This window comes from Limnohabitans sp. (genome assembly GCF_040400975.1).
GTDB lineage: Bacteria > Pseudomonadota > Gammaproteobacteria > Burkholderiales > Burkholderiaceae_C > Limnohabitans_A.
Genome location: NZ_JBBAPF010000008.1, coordinates 1 through 22,689, shown reverse-complemented (window position 1 = coordinate 22,689; position 22,689 = coordinate 1). Strand labels below are relative to the sequence as shown.

General features: G+C 58.4%; 22 protein-coding genes, 1 tRNA gene and 1 pseudogene. 10 read left to right on the top strand and 14 right to left on the bottom strand.

Features of this window, described 5'->3' with window-relative positions:
- Window position 1: 1 nt before the first annotated feature.
- The 6 genes from ABWQ00_RS06750 to ABWQ00_RS06725 form a co-directional block, all read right to left on the bottom strand.
- Complete coding sequence (locus ABWQ00_RS06750; RefSeq protein WP_353237908.1) at window positions 2-1,573, bottom strand: class I adenylate-forming enzyme family protein; 1,572 nt, start codon at window positions 1,571-1,573, stop codon at window positions 2-4.
- Between the two features lie 72 nt (window positions 1,574-1,645).
- On the bottom strand, window positions 1,646-2,806 hold the full coding sequence (gene ribD, locus ABWQ00_RS06745) for a bifunctional diaminohydroxyphosphoribosylaminopyrimidine deaminase/5-amino-6-(5-phosphoribosylamino)uracil reductase RibD (protein WP_353237907.1): 1,161 nt from the start codon (window positions 2,804-2,806) through the stop codon (window positions 1,646-1,648).
- 40 nt (window positions 2,807-2,846) lie between these two features.
- Window positions 2,847-3,323: a type IV pilus modification PilV family protein gene (locus ABWQ00_RS06740; RefSeq protein ID WP_353237906.1), complete on the bottom strand. Its 477-nt coding sequence runs from the start codon at window positions 3,321-3,323 to the stop codon at window positions 2,847-2,849.
- Window positions 3,320-4,531 (bottom strand): hypothetical protein, encoded by a 1,212-nt coding sequence (locus ABWQ00_RS06735; RefSeq protein ID WP_353237905.1) that lies wholly within the window; start codon window positions 4,529-4,531, stop codon window positions 3,320-3,322. Before ABWQ00_RS06735 ends, ABWQ00_RS06740 begins: the two co-directional genes overlap by 4 nt.
- Window positions 4,528-5,151, bottom strand: a complete 624-nt coding sequence (locus tag ABWQ00_RS06730; protein WP_353237904.1) for a PulJ/GspJ family protein — start codon at window positions 5,149-5,151, stop codon at window positions 4,528-4,530. The genes ABWQ00_RS06735 and ABWQ00_RS06730 overlap by 4 nt, the downstream gene beginning before the upstream one ends.
- 4 nt (window positions 5,152-5,155) lie before the next feature.
- The gene (locus ABWQ00_RS06725; protein ID WP_353237903.1) at window positions 5,156-5,644 is read right to left on the bottom strand and encodes a type IV pilin protein; all 489 of its coding nucleotides are present in this window, start codon (window positions 5,642-5,644) and stop codon (window positions 5,156-5,158) included.
- 94 nt (window positions 5,645-5,738) lie between these two features.
- Between ABWQ00_RS06725 and ABWQ00_RS06720 the strand changes: the two genes are divergently transcribed.
- Complete coding sequence (locus tag ABWQ00_RS06720; RefSeq protein WP_353237902.1) at window positions 5,739-6,314, top strand: GspH/FimT family pseudopilin; 576 nt, start codon at window positions 5,739-5,741, stop codon at window positions 6,312-6,314.
- A gap of 14 nt (window positions 6,315-6,328) precedes the next feature.
- Here ABWQ00_RS06720 and nrdR read toward each other — a convergent pair whose 3' ends face one another.
- From nrdR to ABWQ00_RS06705, 3 genes are all read right to left on the bottom strand, one after another.
- On the bottom strand, window positions 6,329-6,778 hold the full coding sequence (gene nrdR / locus ABWQ00_RS06715; protein WP_019428054.1) for a transcriptional regulator NrdR: 450 nt from the start codon (window positions 6,776-6,778) through the stop codon (window positions 6,329-6,331).
- A gap of 12 nt (window positions 6,779-6,790) precedes the next feature.
- Entirely contained in the window at window positions 6,791-8,035 is a 1,245-nt protein-coding gene (gene glyA / locus ABWQ00_RS06710) for a serine hydroxymethyltransferase (RefSeq protein WP_353237901.1), read from the bottom strand.
- A 245-nt stretch (window positions 8,036-8,280) separates the two neighbouring features.
- Window positions 8,281-9,048: a transglycosylase SLT domain-containing protein gene (locus tag ABWQ00_RS06705; protein WP_353237900.1), complete on the bottom strand. Its 768-nt coding sequence runs from the start codon at window positions 9,046-9,048 to the stop codon at window positions 8,281-8,283.
- A gap of 358 nt (window positions 9,049-9,406) precedes the next feature.
- Between ABWQ00_RS06705 and ABWQ00_RS06700 the strand changes: the two genes are divergently transcribed.
- On the top strand, window positions 9,407-12,214 hold the full coding sequence (locus ABWQ00_RS06700) for a DUF349 domain-containing protein (RefSeq protein WP_502908091.1): 2,808 nt from the start codon (window positions 9,407-9,409) through the stop codon (window positions 12,212-12,214).
- Window positions 12,215-12,272: 58 nt separating this feature from the next.
- Here ABWQ00_RS06700 and ABWQ00_RS06695 read toward each other — a convergent pair whose 3' ends face one another.
- Genes ABWQ00_RS06695 through ABWQ00_RS06680 form a run of 4 tightly spaced genes read right to left on the bottom strand, consistent with a single transcriptional unit; the run spans window position 12,273 to window position 14,660 of the window.
- Window positions 12,273-12,986, bottom strand: coding sequence for a UDP-2,3-diacylglucosamine diphosphatase (locus tag ABWQ00_RS06695; protein WP_353237898.1), 714 nt, complete (start codon window positions 12,984-12,986; stop codon window positions 12,273-12,275).
- Window positions 12,987-12,997: 11 nt separating this feature from the next.
- On the bottom strand, window positions 12,998-13,504 hold the full coding sequence (locus ABWQ00_RS06690; protein WP_353237897.1) for a peptidylprolyl isomerase: 507 nt from the start codon (window positions 13,502-13,504) through the stop codon (window positions 12,998-13,000).
- 4 nt (window positions 13,505-13,508) lie between these two features.
- Window positions 13,509-14,114 (bottom strand): peptidylprolyl isomerase, encoded by a 606-nt coding sequence (locus tag ABWQ00_RS06685; RefSeq protein ID WP_353237896.1) that lies wholly within the window; start codon window positions 14,112-14,114, stop codon window positions 13,509-13,511.
- 39 nt (window positions 14,115-14,153) lie between these two features.
- On the bottom strand, window positions 14,154-14,660 hold the full coding sequence (locus ABWQ00_RS06680) for a tetratricopeptide repeat protein (protein WP_353237895.1): 507 nt from the start codon (window positions 14,658-14,660) through the stop codon (window positions 14,154-14,156).
- A 258-nt stretch (window positions 14,661-14,918) separates the two neighbouring features.
- Between ABWQ00_RS06680 and cysS the strand changes: the two genes are divergently transcribed.
- The 7 genes from cysS to ABWQ00_RS06645 all read left to right on the top strand — a co-directional run bounded on the left by cysS (window position 14,919) and on the right by ABWQ00_RS06645 (window position 21,277).
- The gene (gene cysS, locus ABWQ00_RS06675; RefSeq protein WP_353237894.1) at window positions 14,919-16,295 is read left to right on the top strand and encodes a cysteine--tRNA ligase; all 1,377 of its coding nucleotides are present in this window, start codon (window positions 14,919-14,921) and stop codon (window positions 16,293-16,295) included.
- Window positions 16,292-16,939, top strand: coding sequence for a DNA-3-methyladenine glycosylase family protein (locus ABWQ00_RS06670; RefSeq protein WP_502908090.1), 648 nt, complete (start codon window positions 16,292-16,294; stop codon window positions 16,937-16,939). The genes cysS and ABWQ00_RS06670 overlap by 4 nt, the downstream gene beginning before the upstream one ends.
- Window positions 16,940-16,984: 45 nt before the next feature.
- Window positions 16,985-17,959 carry an acetyl-CoA carboxylase carboxyltransferase subunit alpha gene (locus ABWQ00_RS06665; RefSeq protein ID WP_353237893.1) on the top strand — a complete coding sequence of 325 codons (975 nt, stop codon included), beginning with the start codon at window positions 16,985-16,987 and terminating at the stop codon, window positions 17,957-17,959.
- A 29-nt stretch (window positions 17,960-17,988) separates the two neighbouring features.
- Window positions 17,989-18,945: a tRNA lysidine(34) synthetase TilS gene (gene tilS, locus ABWQ00_RS06660; RefSeq protein WP_353237892.1), complete on the top strand. Its 957-nt coding sequence runs from the start codon at window positions 17,989-17,991 to the stop codon at window positions 18,943-18,945.
- Window positions 18,946-19,107: 162 nt separating this feature from the next.
- On the top strand, window positions 19,108-20,370 hold the full coding sequence (locus ABWQ00_RS06655) for an aspartate kinase (protein ID WP_353237891.1): 1,263 nt from the start codon (window positions 19,108-19,110) through the stop codon (window positions 20,368-20,370).
- Between the two features lie 17 nt (window positions 20,371-20,387).
- A tRNA-Ser gene (locus ABWQ00_RS06650) sits at window positions 20,388-20,480 on the top strand.
- A 314-nt stretch (window positions 20,481-20,794) separates the two neighbouring features.
- Window positions 20,795-21,277 (top strand): hypothetical protein, encoded by a 483-nt coding sequence (locus ABWQ00_RS06645; protein WP_353237890.1) that lies wholly within the window; start codon window positions 20,795-20,797, stop codon window positions 21,275-21,277.
- Window positions 21,278-21,310: 33 nt separating this feature from the next.
- Here ABWQ00_RS06645 and ABWQ00_RS06640 read toward each other — a convergent pair whose 3' ends face one another.
- Window positions 21,311-22,021, bottom strand: a complete 711-nt coding sequence (locus ABWQ00_RS06640; RefSeq protein WP_353237889.1) for a hypothetical protein — start codon at window positions 22,019-22,021, stop codon at window positions 21,311-21,313.
- 343 nt (window positions 22,022-22,364) lie between these two features.
- Between ABWQ00_RS06640 and ABWQ00_RS16325 the strand changes: the two are divergent.
- Window positions 22,365-22,480 (top strand): annotated as a pseudogene (locus ABWQ00_RS16325) (IS3 family transposase); the annotation flags it as partial.
- Window positions 22,481-22,689 lie beyond the last annotated feature (209 nt).

Here is a 22,689-nt window from a genome sequence, read left to right as displayed (position 1 = left end):
GTCAGCTCAGCCGCTGTCGCAGCTCGGTCTTGAGCACCTTGCCGTAGTTGTTTTTGGGCAAGCTGGCCACGATTTCATAGCGTTTGGGGCGTTTGAAGCGGGCGATTTCTTGCAGACACAGCGCATCCAGCGCCGCCGTGTTGAGCGTCTGGCCTTCAAGAGGCACCACAAAGGCCACCACCACCTCGCCCCATTCGGTATCGGGCGCGCCCACCACAGCCACTTCGGACACGCCCGGGGCGTGCAGCAGCACCTCTTCGATTTCGCGCGGGTAGATGTTGGAGCCGCCGCTGATGATCAGGTCTTTGCTGCGGTCTTTCAGGGTCAAAAAGCCGTCGGCGTCCAGGCAACCCATGTCGCCCGTGAACAGCCAGCCGTTCTGAATGGCATGGGCTGTGGCCTCGGGGTTGCGCCAATACCCGGCCATGACGCTGTCGCCTTGGATCAGCACCTCGCCCACTTCGCCCAGGGGCAGGTCTTGCCCTTGCGCGTCGGTGACCCGAATGCGCACCGGCGTTTGCGCCACCCCCACAGAGGCCAAACGCTCCGCGTGGCGGGGGTGCGCCGTGTCTTGCAGTTGTTGGCGAGACAGGGCGGTGCCCACCATGGGGCTTTCGCCTTGGCCGTAAATCTGCACAAAGAGCGGGCCCATGACGCGCAGCGCCCGTTGAATGTCGGCTGCGTACATGGGCGCACCACCATAGACCACCGTTTTGAAAGACTGTCCGCATGCCGGCTCAGACAAGCCTGTTTGCTCCGCATGGTCCACCAGGCGCTTGACGATGGTGGGCGCAGCAAACAGGGACAGCGGGCCGATCTGCTGGCCCAGCGCAAACAGCTCGGCCGGATCGAACCCGCCCGAGGGCGGGACCATGTGCCGTGCCCCCGCCATGAGGTGGGGGATGGCGTAAATGCCCGCGCCGTGCGACATGGGCGCAGCGTAGGCGATGCAGTCTTGCGGGCTGATGGCATCCACATCGGTGAAGTAGGTCAGCCCCATGGTCATCAGGTTGCGGTGGGTGATCATCACGCCCTTGGGCCTGCCTGTGGTGCCGCTGGTGTAGAAAAGCCAAGCCAGGTCGTCGCGCTGACGCACGGTGATGGGGGTATCGAAGGGTGTTTCGTTGGGGTGCGTTGCACCGAGTGAGGCGTTGGGGCTGGGCAGTTGCCACAGCGCATCGGCTTCGGGGCTGTCCACGTCAACGGTGCGTTCGAGCCCTGTGAGGTGTTCTCCGTTGTCGCCGGTGATGTCGGCCGTCACAAAGGCCCAGCGCGCTTGGGCGTTGTCGATGATCCATTGCGCTTCGCGCACATGCAGTTTGGCGTTGATGGGCACCACCGCCAGCCCGGCCCACCAAGCCCCAAACATCACTTCCAGATAGCGCACATGGTTGCGCATGAAGAGTGCCACGCGGTCGCCCGGCTGCAAGCCTGCGGCTTGAAACTGCGCCGCCAGGAGCTGGCAGCGCTTGGCCCATTGCCCATGGGTGGCCACCACCTGCGTGCCCAGAAAAATGGCGGGGCGCTCGGGGGCCATGCGGGCCTGGCGTTGCAGCAGATGGGCGAGGTTCAATTCGGACTCCGGCAAAAAAGAGGGGGCATTTTGGCGGTAAGGGCCCCTTGCAGGCTGTCTCGCTCAGGTCTTTCAGGCTTTGCGCATCAGCAAGCGCACATCTGGCCCGATCCGGTCGACGGCGTGGAACGCCAGTTTCACCGAGTCGCTCAGCGCTGTCAGGGCGGGCAGATGGGCCAGGCCTTGGCCCGGACCGAGCAACTGGGGGGCCAAGTACACCAAGTACTCGTCCACCAGTCCTTCGCGGATGAAGGAGCCGTTGAGTTTGTATCCCGCTTCGACGTGCAGTTCGTTGATCTCGCGCCGAGCCAAGTCGCGCAGCATGGCGGCGAGATCGACCTTGCCGCTGGGGCTGGGCAGGTGGATCACCTCGGCACCGCGTGCGTTCAGGGCTGCGCTTTTTTCTGCTTGCAGAGGTTTGTGGGGATCGATGGCGGTGTAAATCCAAATCTGGCGAGCCTGATCGCCCGAGCCTTGGGTGTCCAGCAGCTTGGCGTTCAGGGGCATGTCCAACCTGCTGTCGATCACCACCAGATGGGGTTGGCGCGGTACATCCAAGCCGCGCACATTGAGCAGCGGGTCGTCTTCAAGCACGGTGCCAATGCCCGTGAGCACAGCGCATGCACGCGCACGCCAAGCGTGGCCATCGGCGCGGGCTTCTGGGCCCGTGATCCATTGGCTTTGGCCATTTTGCAAAGCGGTTTGGCCATCCAGCGAGGTGGCCACTTTCATGCGCACCCAGGGCGATTGCCGTTCCATGCGGCTGAAAAAGCCGATGTTCAACCCGCGGGCTTGCTCAGCAGCCTCGCTGTGCGGATCGAGCAGTTCGGTCTGTACCCCAGCTGCAGCCAATCGTGCCATGCCCTGACCCGCTACAAGCGGGTTGGGGTCACGCAGGGCCATGACCACGCGGGCAATGCCGGCGGCGGCCAGGGCATCGCAACAGGGCCCTGTGCGTCCTTGGTGGGCGCAGGGCTCCAGCGTGACCCAAGCGGTGGCGCCTTCCACGCTGTGCCCGTGCTCTGCCGCATTTCGCAGGGCCATGATTTCGGCGTGGGGCCCGCCAGCGCGCTGCGTGTGGCCTTGGCCCAATACAGTGCCGTCAGGGGCGGTGATCACGCAGCCTACGCGCGGATTAGGCGAGGTCAGCCACATGGCTTGGGCGGCCAAAGCCAGCGCCTGCTGCATGGGCTGGCTGGGATGAATGGGACTTGGGGTTGAGGGCACAGTCATGGGGCTCAAAAATCTGGAAAAACGCTTCAGCGCAGTGTCATCAGGGTGAGGATACGCCAACCCAAGAGGGCAAGGTGCTCACGCTGCTGCGCCAGGTGATCTGTGGGGCCGAATGGGCGTTTGAGTTGGCGCTTGAGGAGGCGTTCAGTCTATCTGTTGATGGGCCACCCTCCCGTCTGTTGGGCCAAGACACTTGCACCAGCAGGTCTGTGGACTGCGCTTGTGGCGAAGTCTGTGCTTGCCGGATGTAGCGGGTGCCCTGCACCACGATGCTTTGCTGCGCCGAACACGTGGTGCTTGGGGTATGTGCCTGGGCCTGCAGACAATCCATGGCCTCGAGTGCGAGCATCTGTCCCACGGTGTTTTGTCGGTTTTCGGTGGCCGTTTGCTGTGATTTGAGCGCGAGTTGGGCGGCACCCATCAAGCCGATGGCCAAGACGGCCGAGGCGATGAGTGCCTCGACCAAAGCCATGCCATGTTGGCGTGCAGGCCGCTTTGCATTCCATGGGGGTTTCATGGCGTACCCTCGCTCCAGCTGCCGTTGATGCGTTGAACTCGGCGGGCATCGATGCCCACGGGCCAATTCAAAATATAGGCGTCTCGGCCTTGTGGGGTGGCCACAACGGTGCCCGAGCGCCATTCGGGTATGCCCGATTCGACCACCAGTTGGCCTTCTATGCGACCGCCTTCCCAACCGCGCATTTTCTCGTCGTTGCAGCCCGAGTCCAGCAACACGCTTCCCATGATGCGCACCCCTGCACCGATGCGTGGACACCGCTGGGCGCAGGCCAGGGCTGAAAAAACCAACAAAGCCGGAACCTCAGGGGTGCCCACATGGGTGTGCCAGTCCGCAGGGCTGTCGATCCAATAAATCGAGCGAGGAGGCGAGGTTTGCGCGGTGAGGCCGTTGCGCTCCTGAGCCTGGGACCAAGCTTTTAACTGCGCGTCTTCAATTGAACCCAACACACTGGCCCAAGCTTTGCGCTGACAGGGGCTGCGCGTCCCGGCCGTGCTGGGAGCGCTGCGGGTGCCCCCGCCGGGCATGCTGACCGTGCTCAGAGCCAAGCAGGCGTTTCTTTCGGTTGTGGAGATGAGGCCATTGCCATTGGTGTCCACCACAAAATGGGTTTGAACCACCGGGGCTTTGGCTGAACCGCTGCAGCTTTCACCACGGCTCACCAAGGGACAGATCCGCAGCAGCGCGCCCAGCGCTTCACTGATGCAGCCTTGGGTGACCACCGCTGCAGGGCTGGCCAAGCTGGGGGCGGGTGCCACGGCGGGCACAAAAAGGCTCTCGCGCATGTGGGCTTGGCTGCCTTGCCCGCTGTGGCTGGCCCTGGCATGCAGGGTGATGACATGGGGCGACATCAGCAAATCGCGCACGGCGGTGGCCTGCCCTTGAACCCTCGGCATGTCCGGATGCTGCGCGGCACCCATGTCGCTGCATTGCCAGCCCAAACCCGATACGCCTGAGGGGCAGGGCGCTTGAATTGCCAACAAGTCCGGCAAAGGCGTGATTGCGACTGTGCTTTGAGCTTGGGCCAGAACCATGCCTGCGGCCAAGCGCGCTTGCGCGGCGCGGGCGTGGTTTTGGCTGGCGAGTTGGTCAAACAGCACTGTGCGGGCGCTGTACAAACTGGTCAGACTGGCCAACATCACCAAGCCAACGGCGACCATCAAAGTGACAGCGCCGTTTTGTCTCGGATGCGAGGGGCGTGCGGTCATGGGCAAAACAGCGCTTGTTGGCTGCCCGGTATGTCGTTTCGCAAGTGCACCGTCTTGGACAAAGTGATGTGCCGAGACCCATCGTTGGGCCACTGGGCTTTGAGGGTCATCTGAACGCTGCGACGCAGCCAGCCTTGGTGCTGGTCGCATTGCAGTTGCCAGGCCAGATCGGTGATGTGCACGCTTTTGCTGTGTGTGATGGCCTGCCAATCACCGCTGGCGTTGCAAGATCTTTTGGCTTGCAATGTGGTACCCGAGAGGCGAAAACCCATGCATTCGTCGTTGTCTTGCTCCCCGTTGTGATTTCGGTCGAGGCTGAAATCAATCCAATCGCCTTCGATGCTGAAGTCTTCGAAGCCATCGCAAAAAGTGTCATTGCAGAGCGTGGGGGAGCGGGTTTCCCATGCCTTGGCTGTGTACTGGGCTTTGCGCAGCTCGCGCCCCATCCAATCTGCGGCGACCCGCAATTCATGGTTCAGATGGCTGTCTTGCCAGGCCATCCGGTGCCCGCGCAAATGGTGGGTCAGCAGACTGCTGCCACCGGCCAGCACGACCAAGCCCACCGACAAGCCCACCATCAGGCCCATCAAGGTTTCCCCTTTTTCAAGGATTTTGGCCATGGCGCTAACGTCGCCAGCAGCGCGCCACATCGCTGTCGGGCGATGCGCCTGCGCCCAGCACCACATGGGCACTGCCTTGCCAGCGCAACTGCAAGGGGGTGCAGGTTTGGTCTGCGGCTTGAGCACCTAAAGCAATGGCCTGTGCGGTGTAGGCGTCCTCTGTGCTTTCAATCAGGCGGACACGGTAATGCCCCAGGGGGGAGAGCTCACTCGGCCAACCCAAGGCCGTCAGGGTTGGGGCGTGGCTGTCGTGCATGCTGCGCCAACGGGCTTGGTCAGTTTGCAGCTGCAACAAAGCCGCTTGACCATCGCTGCGGCGGGCCTGCCGCTGTTGCTCTTGGTAAGCGGGCAGGGCCATCCCGGCCAGTATGCCCAGCAGCGCCAGACAAACCAGCATTTCGGTCAAGGTCCAGCCTCGGCTGCCGGCCTCTTGAAAGCGCAGTGCTTGGGGGACAAAGCCCAGTTTCGGGGGCGTGGCGTTGAACCGCTGCATGGGGTGAGCACCTCTTGAGTTGATTTAATTGTGGCTTTTTGTATTCATCTTGTACAGTTTCAAGCCAATGCCCTCTAGAACCTGCTGCCTGAAGATGCCGATTCCAATCCTTGATCCAGCCCCGCCCCATGGCAAAGCTCAGCTGCATGGCTTTACTCTGCTGGAGGCCTTGGTAGCGATGGCTTTGCTGGGCATTTTGGTGGGCTTGGCCGCTCCTGCCATGTCGGGGCTGCGGACACGTCAGCAGTTGCAAGGACAAGGTGAGGCTTTTTTGAACAGCTTGGTTTTGGCCCGTTCGGAGGCTTTGCGAAGACAGCAGCGTGTGAGCATTTGCGCTCAAGGCTTGGATGCACAATGCGACACGCTGGGTCGCTGGCAGCAAGGCTGGTTGGTGTTTGCCGATACCAACCACAATGGCCTGCGGGATTCGGGGGAAGTGCTGATCGAGGCCAGATCTGCGGTGCCAGTTGCCATTCAGGTGGGGGTGAGCAACACGGTGAAAACCTATTTTTCCTACAACGCAGAAGGTCGCAGTGCCAGTGCCAGCGGTGCTTTCATGGCTGGGACTTGGCGCTTTTGCAGGCCGGGTTCAAGCGCGGGCTGGCAAGTGGTGGTCAATGCGCTGGGCAGGCCTCGGATCGAGGCCTACACCGTACAACTTTGTTCTTGAGTGCCAAGTGCGGATCAGCGTTGTACCTCATCGACCAGCGTCTTGAATGCGTCGATGTCTTCAAAGTTGCGGTACACGCTGGCAAAGCGCACATAGGCCACTTTGTCGAGTTTTTTCAGTTCGCGCATGACCAACTCGCCAATGCGGTGCGACGCCACCTCGCGGATGCCCAGATTGAGGAGCTTTTCCTCGATGCGCTCAATCGCCCCGTCCACCTGTTCAATGCTCACTGGCCGCTTGCGCAAGGCCAAGCGCAGGCTGGCCAATAACTTGTCGCGTTGGTAGTCTATGCGCCGGCCGTCTTTTTTGACGATGGCCGGAAAGCTGACTTCCGGCTTTTCGTAAGTGGTGAAGCGCTTTTCACAGGCACCACACTGGCGCCTGCGCCGGATGAAATCCCCGTCCTCGGCCAAACGTGTCTCGACCACTTGGGTTTCGAGGTGACCACAAAAAGGGCATTTCATCGTTTGGGCCGATCAGCCGTAAACCGGGAAGCGGCTGGTCAAGGCGTGCACCTTGGCGCGCACGGCCGCGATATTGGCTTCATCGTGTGGGTTGTCCAGCACATCGGCGATCAGGTGGGCTGTGGCGCGGGCTTCTTCGTCCTTGAAACCACGGGTGGTCATGGCCGGTGTGCCGATGCGCACGCCGCTGGTCACAAAGGGCTTTTCTGGGTCGTTCGGGATGGCGTTCTTGTTGATCGTCATGTGCGCTGCGCCCAAAGCGGCTTCGGCCACTTTGCCGGTGATGCCTTTGGAGCGCAAATCAACCAACATGACGTGGCTTTGGGTGCCGCCACTCACGATGCGCAGGCCGCGCTGAGTCAAGGTCTCAGCAATGATTTGCGCATTTTTGATGACTTGGGCTTGGTAGGCTTTGAACTCCGGGGCCATGGCTTCTTTGAAAGCCACGGCTTTGGCCGCGATGACGTGCATCAGCGGGCCGCCTTGCAGGCCGGGGAAGATGGCGCTGTTGATGGCTTTTTCGTGCTCGGCCTTCATCAAGATGATGCCGCCGCGTGGACCGCGCAGGCTCTTGTGGGTGGTCGATGTGACCACGTCGGCGTGGGGCACGGGGTTGGGGTAGACGCCTGCGGCAATCAGGCCTGCGTAGTGGGCCATGTCCACCAAAAAGATCGCGCCGACTTCTTTGGCCACTTTGGCAAAGCGGGCCCAGTCGATGTGCAGCGAATAAGCCGAGGCACCAGCAATGATCAGCTTGGGCTTGGTTTCGCGGGCCTTGGCTTCCATAGCCTCGTAGTCGATGGCTTCGTTGGCGTCCAAACCATAGGAAACCACGTTGAACCACTTGCCCGACATGTTCAGCGGCATGCCGTGGGTCAGGTGGCCGCCTTCGGCCAGGCTCATGCCCATGATGGTGTCACCGGGTTTCAAGAAAGCCAGAAACACGGCCTCATTGGCCGAGGCGCCGCAATGCGGCTGCACGTTGGCGGCCTCAGCACCGAAGATTTGTTTGATGCGGTCAATGGCCAGTTGCTCGGCCACGTCGACGAATTCGCAGCCACCGTAGTAGCGCTTGCCGGGGTAGCCTTCGGCGTATTTGTTGGTGAGTTGGCTGCCCTGCGCAGCCATGACGGCGGGCGAGGCGTAGTTCTCGCTGGCGATCAGCTCGATGTGGTGCTCTTGGCGGGCGTTCTCAGCTTGGATGGCGGCGTAAAGCTCGGGATCGGTTTGTTCAATGAGTGTGTTGCGGTGGTACATGGCAGTCCTTCGAATGATGGAACCTTGGCAGGTGACCTGTGAGGGTGACCGACAAGGGCTGCCCAGGCGAACGGCTTGAAACCTTGCTCGGGCTAGATGCAGTCCGGGCAGGCTGTGCGCTTCCCAGTGGTTCTGGGGTGGACCAAAATGGCCGCCACGCTCCACGTCAGAGTGGTCTGTTTTGGATTCAAAACAGGCTCCTATCGCCAGTCGCGCACCCGGGGAGTGTAGCCCAGACAGACCCCTCAGTTGAGGGCGGGACGCGTCTGAAGGCGGCCGTTTTGGGCCACTTCGATGCTTTTGGAAGTGCCCGCCATGTTTTCGAGCAGCTTTTGCTCAGCCAGCACCCGGTGGGTGTATTCGGCGCCATTGCGTTGGCCTGAGGCCGCTGCGTACAAGAGCAAGGCTGCTTCCACGGATGAACTTTGTGCAATGAGTGTTTGCAGGTGTTGAGCACCCACGCGCAGGTTGGTCATAGGGTCGAAGGCCGCTAAGGGTCCTCCAAAAGGCAACAAGGCCAGGTGTTGGGCTTGCGGTTCGATTTGCATAAGACCCATACCGCCTTGGGTGCCAGAGGCAAAAGGGTTGAACCGAGATTCAATGGCCATGACGGCCAACAACAAGGTTGGCGACACCTGGATGCGATCGCCCAAAGCCCAGGCTTCGGAGACCAATCCTCCCAATGGCTCTGGAGACAGTTTGTACCTGCGACTCAACCAACGTGTGACGGCCTCTTGTTCTTCACTCAAAGCCCATTGGCCAGCGGCGACCATGGAAGGCACAAGGGGGTCAGCGTGCGAGGTGGTGGAAATATCTGATGCGCCGTCTTGTCGCGAGTCCAGCCAGCTGAGCAAGTTGAGGCTGGCGCTGAGCCGCCATGCGGGTTGACTGGCCAAAAACAGCACGCTGGCCAGACTCACCAAGCCGAGCAGTGCCAAGCTGTGGCGAGTGAGTTTCAAGAGGCCCCAATTGAAGCGCTGGCTCAATATGTTGCTTTTCAGTTTGTCGGTCACGATGTTCCTCTCATGCCAAGGACTGGCGACGCGCATGGCGTTGTCAGTCCAAGTGGGTGGATGGGTCAGTGGCCACAAGTGCTGATCACTTGGGTCCAAGCCGCCTGGTCGGCAGCCTTATCGGGTTATCCCTAGCTTTGTAGGATGCAAGATTCTAGGGGATAAAAATGCCGATTGCTTTATATCAAATTAAATATTGAGATTTAATTTGATATATCAAGTGGGAAAACCGCCGATAAACACCAGAGATTGCAACGGAAAGTGGTTCAGCACACAGCGGGGTCCAAATAACAGCGAAAATACCCGCTTTGTGTCTGGCTGGATGAGGGCGTACTTGTGCTCGTTCTGGCCGAGCGTGATGCCAGCCCGGCATGCCCTGTGTTTTAAAGCTTCTACCGTGACCACTCCCTCCAAGCCCCTTGACCCTGTCAACCTGGACCCGCTGACCGCTGGGATCTTTCAAGCCGCCACATCGGGCGATCGCAGCGCCCGCTTGCGCGAATGGCTTCAGACAGGGCCCAGTGAAGCCTCGTTGCATGAGGTTTATCGCGAGTTGTCATCCAAGGACAAAGGCGTGGCCAAACAGCTCAAAGAAAAGATTGATGAAATCAAGCGCAGCCACGGTCAAGAGGCACTGGCCAGCGATTGGGCGCAAAAAGCGACGCTGATTTTGTCAGCCCCACGCCTCAACATGGCCGATGCATTGGCTTGGCAACGCGACGCCGCCAAGGCGGGCGCACCCCTTTCGCGCGAGCCTTTGGCCAGTCTGAAGGTCAAGTTGGTCGACGTGGTCAAAGGCGTTGAGGACCTGCAACACCAAGTCATGGTGCAACGCGAATCGGCGGTCTTGTTGGCCCAACGGATTGAAGTTTTGTCGACCAAACCGATCGCTGAGGCCCAACATGGCCACACCGGTTTGCAAAACGATGTGGCTCAGTGGCAATCTCAGGCGCAAGCCCTGACTGCCAACGCCGTCTGGCCGAGTGTCGACCTCAAATACCCCAACCAACTGGATGCAGCGGGCAAACAAATGCAAGCGGTTTGGGATGGTTTTTCTGCTGCCCTGGCCTTGGCCAATTTGGCTTTGTCCGACGCCAGTGCGGCTTTGCCACCGGTACCTGTGTGGGCCGACGAGATTCGCCGGCAGCGCGGCGAAGTGGTCACCGCCCCTGCAGCCGCCTTGGCCACCGCTGGCTTGCCCGGTGCTGAAAAAACGGACAAATCCGACAAACCAGCCAAACCAAAAATCGACCCAGCGCAGCGCCAAGCCTTGCGGGAGCTCGCGACAAAAACCGTCACCCAAACGCTGGAAAGCCTGGAAAAACAACTCACCGAAAACCAAGGCACGCCGCTGTCCGAGGCTTGCGCCGCTTTACGCAACGCGCTCAAAACGCACGGTAAAAATCTGGACACCAGTTTGGACGAGCGTTTGCACAAGGCCCTCAAGGCCGCAGGCGATGCCGAGGGTTGGCAACGCTGGTTAGCCGATCAAGTGCGCCTTGAATTGGTCACGCAAGCCGAAGCTTTGCTGGACGAGCACAAAGCTCCAGCATTGGGTGGACGCAAGTTGCAAGACAAGTTGCGTCAGTTGCGTGACGGGTGGAAGCAAATTGACCAGGGGGGTTTGCCCAACCATGCGTTGTGGAAGCGCTTTGATGCCGCTTGCAACGAGGCCTACAAAGCGGTGTTGGCATGGCTGGAGCAAATGAAAAAAGACTCGGCCGATCAACGTGCCCAGCGCATCGCCCTGATGGATGAAGTCAAGGCTTGGACTGTGTCCCAAGCCGAGAGTGACGATTGGCGTGCCCAGTTGCGAGCGCTGCACCAATTCGCTGATCGCTGGCGCAATGCGGGTCATCTGAGCGAGAAAGCCTTTGGCGAAATGCAGGGCCAATGGAAAGGCATTTTCAAAGCTGCCACCGCGCGCCTTGAGGCTGCACAAAAGGCCAGCATTGACCGACGCCAAGCCCTGATTCAAGAAGCCCAAGAGCTGGGAGCAGCCCCGGCTTTGCGGTTGGACGCCGTCAAAGCCCTGCAGCAGCGCTGGCAGATGGAGGCGCAGTCGGTGCCCTTGGACCGCAAAACAGAACAAAAACTCTGGGAAGTTTTCCGCGCCCCCTTGGACGAAGCTTTTCAACGCAAAGGCACAGACCGACCCCATGCTGCAGGTCCCATGAGCGACCATGACCGTGCGGTCATCGAGGCTTCCAAAGCCCTCGACGCCGCCAACGCCAGTGGAGATGTGGCTAAGATTCGCTCGGCCATGGCCGCTTTGGATGCGGCTTTGCGCGGACAGGCCATGCAATCCAAAGCTGTGCAGCCCGCCCCTGTCAATGCTCCATTGGTGCCGGCGGCTGCCGCAGAGCCGGTAGCAGACACAGCCCAAGAGTCGGCCTCCGAGGCTGCTTCCAATGTGGCACCTGTCGAAGAAGCACAAGAGGGCTCTGCCCCATCCGTCACGGACGCAGGCAGCGAACACAGGCCAGCACCCGCTGCTGTGGGCAAGCCAGCCAAACCCGTGGTTGCCGTTCGTGGCGATGACCGACCCGGACAAAAGCGCACAGAAGCGCCAGCGGGCCGTGACGGTCGACGCGACGCACGCTCTGGTGAGCGCGGTGCGCGACCAGGCGCTGACCGCGGCCCGGGCCGCGGCGGCGACCGTTTTGCAGACCGTGCGCCACGTGGTGATTTCCGCGAAGAACGCGGCCCACGTTTGGGCGATGCAGCCTTTCGCGCCCAACGCGAGGCCATGGAGCGCGCCGAAATGTCGCTGCGCAAACTGGCTGCACAAGCACATGGCGAAACCCTGACCCGTTTGATGTCGGCTTGGCAGTTGCGTCAGGCCGATGCCTTGCCGACTTCGCAAGAATTGGGCAAAGCGGTTGCAGCACCTACTCGTCAAGCTTGGGTGCAAGCGCTTGGCGGCGAAGCCAAGGCACCTGCTGACACAGCCTTGTTGCGCCTCGAAATGGCCGCCGAAGTGCCAACACCTGCCGATCAATTGAATGCGCGTCGTGCACTGCAGCTGCAGTTGCTGACCCAGCGCAACCAGCCCGGGCCCACAGAAACCTGGGCCCAGGATGTGGCGCAGGTCTTGTCAGGGCCTCACGAAGAGACGACAGCGCGTCGTTTGCAAAACGCGCTCAAAAACCTGCTGCGTTCTTGATGTTCAGGCGGCGCAAGCCGCCTGATTTTTCAAGCCGAAGGACCTGAGCTCGAAGCGGCTAATGGTCCAGTGACCAATCGCTCAGCACGTGTCGCTGTCCTTTGCCCAGGGGGTGGTCGGCGGGCTGGTGGGTGTGGCCATGCACCAGACAGTCGGCCGATGCCCAGGTCACCCAAGCCAATGCCATAGCCGGGTCAGCATCGGCAAGCACCTTGTTGCGTTGTTTTTGCGACTCGCTCATGGCGCGCATGCCTCGGGCCAAGTCCATGCGTTCATTCAGCGGTTTGCTCAAAAATTCATGCTGCCAAGCTTGATCTCGCACTTGAGCACGAAAAACTTGGTAATCCGAATCGCCCAGGCACAAGGCGTCGCCATGGCTCAATAAAATCTGCCCGACTCCGAATTCGAGCACACTGGGATCGCTCATTGGATGAATGCCACAGCCAGATAAAAAATCTTGTCCAACCAGAAAATCGCGGTTGCCTGGCATGAAGGCTACGTGCCGTTTTTGTGCCGCTTGACGCAAAACCTCGGCACATGCGGCCAAAAAAGGGTCCTGGGCAACGGCATCGTCACCCACCCAAACTTCAAACAAGTCACCCAAAATCAGCACTGCGTCCGCCGGGGTTTGGGCCATGTAGGTCTGCCATGCCTCAAAAGTGGCGGTCTCGGATGCCTGCAAATGCAGGTCCGAGATCAAGTCCACGGTTTGCCATGCCTGTGGCGCGATCAGCTTGCCGAAGGTCGGCGCGGTAGTGCGCGGGTCAGACATGACTCAAAGCATCAAAGGGCGATGGCTTTTTCGATCACGACGTCTTCTTTGGGCACGTCACCGTGGCCGCCGCGATTGCCGGTTTTCACCCCCTCGATCTGGTCGACCACTTCGCTGCCCTTGACCACTTTGCCAAACACGGCATAACCCCAGCCCTGCATGGACGGCGCAGTGTGGTTCAAGAAGTCGTTTTTGGCCACATTGATGAAGAACTGGGCCGTGGCCGAGTGCGGGGCCGAGGTGCGGGCCATGGCCACGGTGTACTTGTCGTTTTTCAGGCCGTTATTGGCTTCGTTTTCGATGGTGGCATCGGTGGGCTTTTGGCCCATGCCCGGTTCAAAGCCGCCGCCTTGGACCATGAAGCCAGGGATCACGCGGTGAAAGATTGTGTTGTTGTAGTGACCCTTGTTCACATAGGCCAGAAAGTTTTCGGTCGACTTGGGGGCTTTTTCAGCGTCCAGTTCGAGGGTGATGACGCCGTAGCCGGTGATGTGCAGTTCGACTTGTGGGTTGCTCATGGTGTTACTTCAACAAAGTGATGGTTTGAATGACGACTGGTGTGCGAGGCACATCGGTCGGGAAGGGGCCGCCTGCGCCCGTGGGCGTGTTGCGGATTTTTTGGAGCACCTCCATGCCGGAGGTGACTTTGCCAAAAACGGTATAGCCGAAGCTTTGGAAACTGGGGTCCAAAAACGCGTTGTCCACCACGTTGATGAAAAACTGTGCCGTGGCCGATTGCGGGTCGTTGGTGCGGGCCATGGCCAGTGTCCCCGTGGTGTTTTTCAGGCCAGCGGCCAGGGCTTGGCGACCTTCGTGCGCCACGGGCGCACGGGTTTTCTTTTCTCTGTATTGCCCGTCGTAGCCGCCACCTTGGACCATGAAGCCAGGGATCACGCGGTGGAAAATCGTGCCATCGTAGTGTTTGTCGTTCACGTACTGCACAAAATTGGCCACGGTTTTGGGTGCCTTGTCGGCATACAACTCGGCTTCGATGTCACCCATGGAGGTGCTGATGCGCACTTTGCTCGTGGGGGCAGGGGTTTGCGCCCAAGAGGAAAGGGGCGCGAGCCATCCCACGGAGAGCAGGACGCAGGTCAAGCGGCGGGAAAGTTTCAAACGTGTGGTCATGGCATGTAGGGGAAATCAGACAAGATGGAGAAGGCGAATTCAGGGCGCTTTCAGAACCTGTTGGATGTTCGCTTGTTTGTTTTGCAAGCGTTTCAGGTCAGGGGTCAAATTCAGGGCTTGTCCGTAAGCGCGGGTGGCCAAGGCCAAGTACAGGTCGCCCAAGTTTTCGAGCGCCAAAGCGTAATCCGGACGGGCCCGGACGGCCGCTTGCAATGACAACAAGGCCTCTTCATGGCGGTTGGCGCGTGCCAGCAAGGCTGCCAGGTTGTTGTGGGGCTCGGGCAGCTCAGGAAAAGACAGGGTCAAAGCCCGCAAGGTGTCCATGGCGGCCTCGGTTTTCCCCTGTCCGGTTTGGATGTGGCTGAGCAAAAGCCGCATCTGAGGGTCGGTGGGGGTGGTTTTGAGGCGGGACTCTGCCAGTGCTTGCGCAGGCTGCCACTGACCGCTTTGAACCAAGGCATTGACTTCTGTGTAGATGTCCGCTTTGGCACCGCTGCTCAAAGTCAAGAGGGTGCAATAAGCCATCAAAGTCAGCCAATTTCGCATGCGAGCCCGAAAAAATGGTGGGTGTGTTCCCCGATGTCAAGATGGCAAAACCTGACCCAAATAGACCTTCCAACGCCAAGGTACGGGGATATACTGAGCGGCCATTGTAGCGGAGCACGTTCTCTTCTTGGGGTGCCAAGACCCTGGTCAGCCCCCAATGGGTTGGCTTCATGGGGCGCTTGGCGCTCTTGCCACAGACGCCTGTTCGGACGGTCTTTGACCTTTGCGGATTTTTGACCGCCATTTCAATTTTCATTCATGAGTTTGCGCATTTTCAACACGCTCAGCCGTGCTGTCTCCGATTTTTCACCGGCCGATCCGGGTCATGTGCGCATGTACGTATGCGGCATGACGGTCTATGACCTGTGCCATTTGGGCCATGCCCGCTCGATGATCGCCTTTGACGTGGTGCAGCGCTGGCTCAAAGCCAGTGGTTACCAGGTCACGTATGTGCGCAACGTGACCGACATCGACGACAAGATCATCAAACGCGCCCTGGAAAACGGCGAAACCATCCGCCACTTGACCGACCGCATGATTGACGCCTTGCATCAGGACGCCGATGCCCTGGGCATTGAGCGCCCCCAACATGAGCCCCGCGCCACCGATTACGTGCCCCAGATGCTCAGCATGATCGGCAGCCTGGAGCAAAAAGGCCTGGCTTACCGCGCTGGCAATGGTGATGTGAACTATTCGGTGCGCAAGTTTGCGGGCTACGGCAAGTTGTCTGGCAAGTCGTTGGACGAATTGAATGCCGGTGAGCGTGTGGCCGTGGAGACGGACAAGCAAGACCCGCTGGACTTTGTGCTTTGGAAAAGTGCCAAGCCCACCGAACCCGAAGACGTCAAATGGCCCAGCCCCTTTGGCACGGGCCGTCCCGGCTGGCACATCGAGTGCTCGGCCATGGCCTGCGAGCTGCTGGGCCAGACTTTTGACATCCACGGCGGCGGGGCTGATTTGCAGTTTCCGCACCATGAAAACGAAATCGCCCAAAGTGAAGGGGCCAATGGCCAGCCTTTGGCGCGTTTTTGGATGCACAACGGTTTCATCAATGTGGACAACGAAAAGATGTCCAAGAGCTTGGGCAACTTCTTCACCATCCGCGATGTGCTCAAAGAGTTCGACGCAGAGACGGTGCGCTTTTTCATCGTGCGCAGCCATTACCGCAGTTCGCTCAATTACAGCGATGTGCACCTGAACGATGCCAAGGGCGCCTTGAAGCGCCTGTACACCGCGTTGCAAGCCGTGCCGCCCGCCAAGGTGAAGATCGACTGGGCTGACCCTATGGCAGCCCGTTTCAAATCTGCCATGGACGAAGACTTTGGCACGCCCGAAGCGGTCGCTGTGTTGTTTGAATTGGCCAGCGAGGCCAACCGCAGTGGCTCGGCCGAGCGCTCGGGCTTGCTCAAAAGTTTGGGAGGCTTGTTGGGTTTGCTGCAGACCGACCCCACGGACTACCTTCAAGCGGGCGCAAGCTTGGGAGAGTCGGCCATTCAGGCACAAATCCAAGCCCGAGCAGACGCCAAAAAAGCCAAAAATTTTGCCGAGGCCGACCGCATTCGCAACGATTTGCTGGCCCAAGGCATCGTGCTCAAAGACGCTGCTTCTGGCACCACCTGGGAGGCGGCTCAGTGAGGGCAGCAACGCTCGCAGTCACGCCCGTGACGCCCGCTTATTGGGCCGAGGCCTGTGCACACTTGGCCAAAAAAGACCGGGTCATGAAAAAGCTGATCCCCCAGTTTGGCAACGCCATTCTGGAGACACGGGGCGATGCCTTTGTGACCTTGGCCCGTTCCATCGTAGGCCAACAAATTTCAGTCAAGGCCGCCCAAACGGTGTGGGACCGCTTTTCCTTGTTGAGCAAGCGCCTCACGCCTTCTGCGGTGCTCAAACTCAAAGTGGACGACATGCGCGCTGCAGGTTTGTCGGTGCGCAAGGTGGAGTACTTGGTCGATCTGGCTGTGCACTTCAGTTCAGGCACTTTGCACGTCAAGGCTTGGCAAGACATGGACGACGAGGCCATCATCGATGAGTTGGTCGCCATTCGGGGCATTGGCCGCTGGACAGCCGAGATGTTCCTGATCTTTCATTTGTTGCGACCCAACGTGCTGCCGCTCGACGATGTGGGCCTGATCAACGGCATCAGCCGAAACTATTTTTCGGGTGAACCCGTCAGCCGCAGCGACGCACGTGAAGTGGCCCACGCCTGGAACCCCTACGCGACCGTGGCGACTTGGTATATTTGGCGCTCGCTGGATCCGGTTCCGGTGGCGTATTGAGGGCTGGACAAAGCGTCCACCCGGTTTAGAACAGAGGAGTCCCACTTGGCCAAAAAATCATTTCTCGACTTTGAGCAACCCGTTGCCGAACTCGAAGCCAAGATCGAAGAATTGCGTTATGTGCAGACCGAGTCGGCGGTGGACATCACCCTCGAGATCGAGCAGCTGAGCAAAAAAAGCCAGCAACTGACCAAAGACATCTACAGCGACCTGACCCCTTGGCAGGTCACCAAAATCTCACGCCACCCCGAGCGGCCTTACACGCTGGACTACATCAACGGCATCTTCACTGATTTTGTCGAGATGCATGGCGACCGCCACTTTGCCGACGATTTGTCGATCGTGGGCGGCTTGGCCCGCTTCAATGGCCAAGCCTGCATGGTGCTGGGTCACCAAAAAGGGCGTGACACCAAAGAGCGTACGCTGCGCAACTTCGGGATGAGCAAGCCCGAGGGCTACCGCAAGGCCCTGCGCCTCATGAAAACCGCCGAAAAATTCAAACTGCCCGTCTTCACCTTTGTGGACACGCCGGGCGCCTACCCCGGCATTGACGCCGAAGAGCGCGGCCAGTCCGAAGCCATTGGCCGCAATATTTTTGAGATGGCCCAGCTCGAAGTCCCGATCATCACCACCATCATTGGCGAAGGCGGCTCGGGTGGTGCGCTGGCCATTTCGGTGGCCGACCAGGTGCTGATGCTGCAGTACTCGGTGTATTCGGTCATCAGCCCAGAAGGATGCGCCTCCATCTTGTGGAAAACCAGCGAAAAGGCCGAAGTCGCAGCCGACGCGTTGGGCATCACAGCGCACCGACTCAAGGCATTGGGCTTGGTCGACAAAATTGTCAATGAACCCGTGGGCGGTGCCCACCGCGATAGCGAGCAAATGGTGGCCTTTCTCAAGCGGGCATTGGGTGACGCTTGGCGTCAACTGGCGGACCTCAAGCCCAAAGAGCTGCTGGAACGCCGATACGAACGGCTCAACAGCTACGGCCGCTTTACAGACACCAAAGCGGGCAAGTAAGCACGCGGTTCAGCCCAGTGGCCTCAGCCATGACGGCATCCCTCCCAAGACCCCTCGAGCAGACTCTGGCTGACTTCAGTCCGGGCCTTCCTTTTGCTGTTGCCCTGAGTGGTGGGGCCGACTCAGTGGCGATGGTTTTGGCCTGTTCAAGGCGCTGGCCAGGGCAGGTGAGGGCGGTACACATTCACCACGGTTTGCAAACGGCTGCTGATGATTTCGAATCGCATTGCCGATCGGTCTGCGCGCAGTTGGGTGTGCCACTGGCCATTCGTCGTGTCCAAGCGAGCAATGCCCCTGGACAAAGTCCCGAAGACGCCGCTCGGCAAGCCCGCTACCAGTCGTTGTCTGAAGCCGTTCACACCGAATGGCCCCAGGTGCGCGATGTGGTGCTGGCACAGCACGCTGACGACCAGGTTGAAACCCTGCTCATCGCTTTGTCTCGTGGTGCTGGCTTGCCTGGTTTGGCCAGTATGCCTGCCCACTGGCATCGGCAAGGCCTGAACTGGCATCGCCCTTGGCTTGGCGTGCCAGGTGCCGAATTGCGCGAATGGCTGCGCAGCCAAGGCCAAGCCTGGATCGAAGATCCCAGCAACAGCGATCAAAAATTCACCCGCAACCGCGTTCGGGCCCAAGTCTTACCCGCTCTGGCCGATGCCTTTCCTGCTTTCAGAGAAACCTTTGCCCGCAGCGCAGCCCATGCAGCGCAGGCTCAAGAAGTTTTGAACGAAGTGGCCACACAAGACTTGTCCCTGATTGGTGTGCCCCCACGCATTCAGGTGTTACAGCAGCTCAGCCGTGCCCGCCAGGCCTTGGTGCTGCGCCATTGGTTGCGACAGCACCATGCCACCACGCCCAGCACCGCGCAGTTGAACGAGTTGTTAGCTCAAATCGAAGCCTGCAACACCCGCGGTCATCGGCTGCACTTGAAAGTGGGGCAGGGCTTTATCGAGCGAGCCGATGGGTATCTGGCCTGGCACAGGGCATGAGCTCGCACGAACCGCTCAAAACCACCACCCAAGGCCAAACATCGGGCGTGGGTTTGGGTCAAGAAACTGTCAGGCCGGTGGGTACAATCTAGGGTTTTTCCGGGTCCAGTGTTCAGCTGCTTTGGCCTAGACACTCGGTTTCAATTTTTTTCTGCATTACACATGGCTTTGATCGTTCACAAATACGGCGGCACCTCGATGGGCTCGACCGAGCGCATCCGCAATGTCGCTAAGCGCGTGGCCAAATGGGCGCGCGCTGGCCACCAGATCGTGGTGGTGCCCAGCGCCATGAGCGGTGAGACCAACCGCCTCTTGGGTTTGGCCAAAGAGCTGGCACCCGCCAAGCCCGACGCCACTTACAGCCGCGAACTCGACATGCTCGCCTCGACCGGCGAGCAGGCCTCCTCAGCCCTGTTGGCCATTGCGCTGCAATCCGAAGGCCAACCCTCGGTCAGCTACGCCGGCTGGCAAGTGGCCATCAAAACCAACGACGCCTTCACCAAAGCCCGCATCCAGTCGATCGACGACCAAAAGGTCATGGCCGACCTGAATGCCGGCAAGGTGGTCATCATCACCGGCTTTCAAGGTGTGGACGACAACGGCAACATCACCACGCTTGGCCGCGGCGGCTCAGACACCTCGGCCGTGGCGGTTGCTGCGGCGCTCAAAGCCGATGAGTGCCTCATCTACACCGATGTGGACGGTGTCTACACCACCGACCCCCGCGTGGTGCCCGAAGCGCGCCGCTTGAACACCGTGAGCTTTGAAGAAATGCTCGAAATGGCGTCGCTTGGCTCCAAAGTCCTGCAAATCCGCTCGGTCGAATTTGCGGGCAAATACAAAGTGCCCATGCGCGTGCTCTCGAGCTTCACGCCTTGGGACATCGACATCAACGAAGAAGCCGCATCCGGCACCCTGATCACTTTTGAGGAAGACGAACAAATGGAACAAGCCGTCGTATCCGGCATCGCATTCAACCGCGACGAAGCCAAAATTTCTGTGGTGGGCGTGCCCGACAAGCCGGGCATCGCTTACCAAATCTTGGGTGCTGTGGCAGATGCCAACATCGAAGTCGACGTGATCATCCAAAACCTGAGCAAAGACGGCAAAACCGACTTCAGCTTCACGGTGCACCGCAACGACTTCGCCAAGACCCTTGACCTGCTCAAGGAAAAAGTCCTGCCCGCCTTGGGTGCCGCGGAAGTGCTGGGCGATGCCAAAATTTGCAAAGTCTCCATCGTGGGCATCGGCATGCGCAGCCATGTGGGTGTGGCCAGCAAGATGTTCCGCAGTCTGAGTGAAGAGGGCATCAACATCCAGATGATCTCGACTTCTGAAATCAAGACCTCGGTCGTGATCGACGAAAAATACATGGAATTGGCCGTGCGCGCCCTGCACAAAGCCTTCGATCTCGATCAAGCCTAAGTTATAATCAATACACTGGAAACGTGACCGAGTGGCCGAAGGTGCTCCCCTGCTAAGGGAGTATGGGGTGTAGAGCCTCATCGAGGGTTCGAATCCCTCCGTTTCCGCCAAGACCAAACCCTAAGTAGTTGATCTGCTTGGGGTTTTTTCTTTTCTAATGTGGCTTGCTCACCTTTGAGTCCACCTTTTCGTGTGGTTCTCTTGCACTGCCGTTGAGCACGATCTCACGAGCCTGGCGATTTGGCGTATTTCAACTTGCAAGACAGAGGCTGGATACAGCTCTAGCTCACTACAAAGTGCTCTGACAAGCTACTGATCACAGCCTCATACCTATCAGCCACTTTCTATGCATTCTGAGTGGCATTCCCCAACTCAGTAGTATGTAAAATCATAAAGCGTTACAGCTCTTACAGGACATCTGATAATGAACAATCTATATCGAATTAGACCGTTGGAGAAGAATTCAGTAGAGTATTTTGTTGACGTGTTTGAGCGCCTGCCAGATGGCACCATCAGAGGATTTGATGTCACTCAAATCTGGCGCTGGGGTCTGGGTTATAGGACTGAGGACGATCCTGTTTGGAAGTTTGAAACCGGTGACCACGGAATACATTGCAAGCCGGAGGTGGGTTGGGGTTGCGAACTTGATGGTTTGTGTTCAGTTTATGTAAACTTTTCTGATGGTTTCACCAATGATGAAAAATCTGAAATCGAAGCAATCTTAAGATATGAACGAGAAGATGGTGATGGTCGCGCCGGTACAGGATGGATTTACGATGGTGACCATAATTGGGAGATCGAAGACCAGCATGTGCGTTTTACTGGTCCTGTTCAAATAGACTTTCTAGACGAACAAGGGGAAGTTATCGAAGAAAACGTCGAGCCATACGATAGTGATGCAGAGTAGGTTAAATGCTTCGTCAACATAATTAAACGTGATTTACGAAGTTCTAAGCGCCTCAGACAACAAGCGTTCAACCTCATGACATGGTACATGAACGGCAATTGATTCTCTTGAGACATGCGTGGTGTTGCATACAGGGGCTAGGGACTTGATCAACGATTTCTCTGCATGTTCAATATGTGCTTTTATCGCTGCAGATGTCAGGTCGGTAGATGTGGGAGAGATTCGCACGTAGGTGAACCTGAAGCGTCTCAATACTTGTTGCGGATCTGTATTTGAATTAAAGAAGATTTGACTTTTGGTGGCTGCGAAAAGCAGCCTTTTGATCGGTCCTAAATTTCCGTTATCTTTGTGTAGTAATGTTGGATCATTGCTGGACCTGAATCCAATCACCAAGGGGTGATTTTCCGTTAGAGTGTCACTCAATATTTTGATAGCAGACTTAGCAATGTGTAATTTATGTCCGCGCGATGTTATGGCACCAATGTGTGTCCACCACCGTTGACTTACGACGTCTCCTTCGAAGTTAGAACCATTTCGATTGGTCCCTAAATAGCTGCCTATATAAATCAGTTGATCATCGAAGCAGATTCCATATAAACCGCAGCCTGCAAAATCTTTAGCGTCAGACCCAGGGCGATGCGCTAGCGGTAGTGGATCAATTTTCCAATTTAAAAAACTGACACCAGCGCGCCCCTGCGGTAAAACCTGAATATTCAACACTTGATCGGCGAAAAATTGCGCCATTGATATCCTTCTGATTGCCTGTGACTCACCGAAATACTGAGATCATTAGGCTACTTCTAATTTTTTCCACGCGACGACATTATGCAATGACTCAGCGGAATCTGCTCTGGTCAAGTTCCCAATATTGGCACTCCCCCAAATCAGTAGACAAATAATGATGTCAAAACTGAAATGGAGAAATGCAAATGCAAGGAGCGAAATATGCCCCTGAGTTCAAAGACGAGGCAGTCAAACAAGTCATCGATAAAGGCCATTCGGGATTGCTGAAGGTGTTCTGTGCACGTGGGTCAGCAAGTTCAAGAAGGCGGACGAACCCCAGTCCAACGACCTCAAGTTGATGCAAGCCGAGATGGCCAAGCTCAAGGCTGAGCTGAGACGCACTACCGAGGAGCGCGACATCTCAAAAAAGGCCGCCGCGTACTTTGCAAAACAGTCCGGGTGAATTACGCAATCATTCAAGCCGGCATCTACGGCAGTCCGCGCATCTTCTGTGACCCAAAGACTCGGTGATCATCCATTCGGATCAAGGCAGTCAATTTGGCAGCGACGAATTCAATCGTTGATGCAAATACAACCGACTGAGCCCGAGCATGAGCCGTCGCGGCAATTGCTGGGCGGATTCAAATCTGAAGTGCAACACCCATTGGATTAATGGATGAGGGTGGATT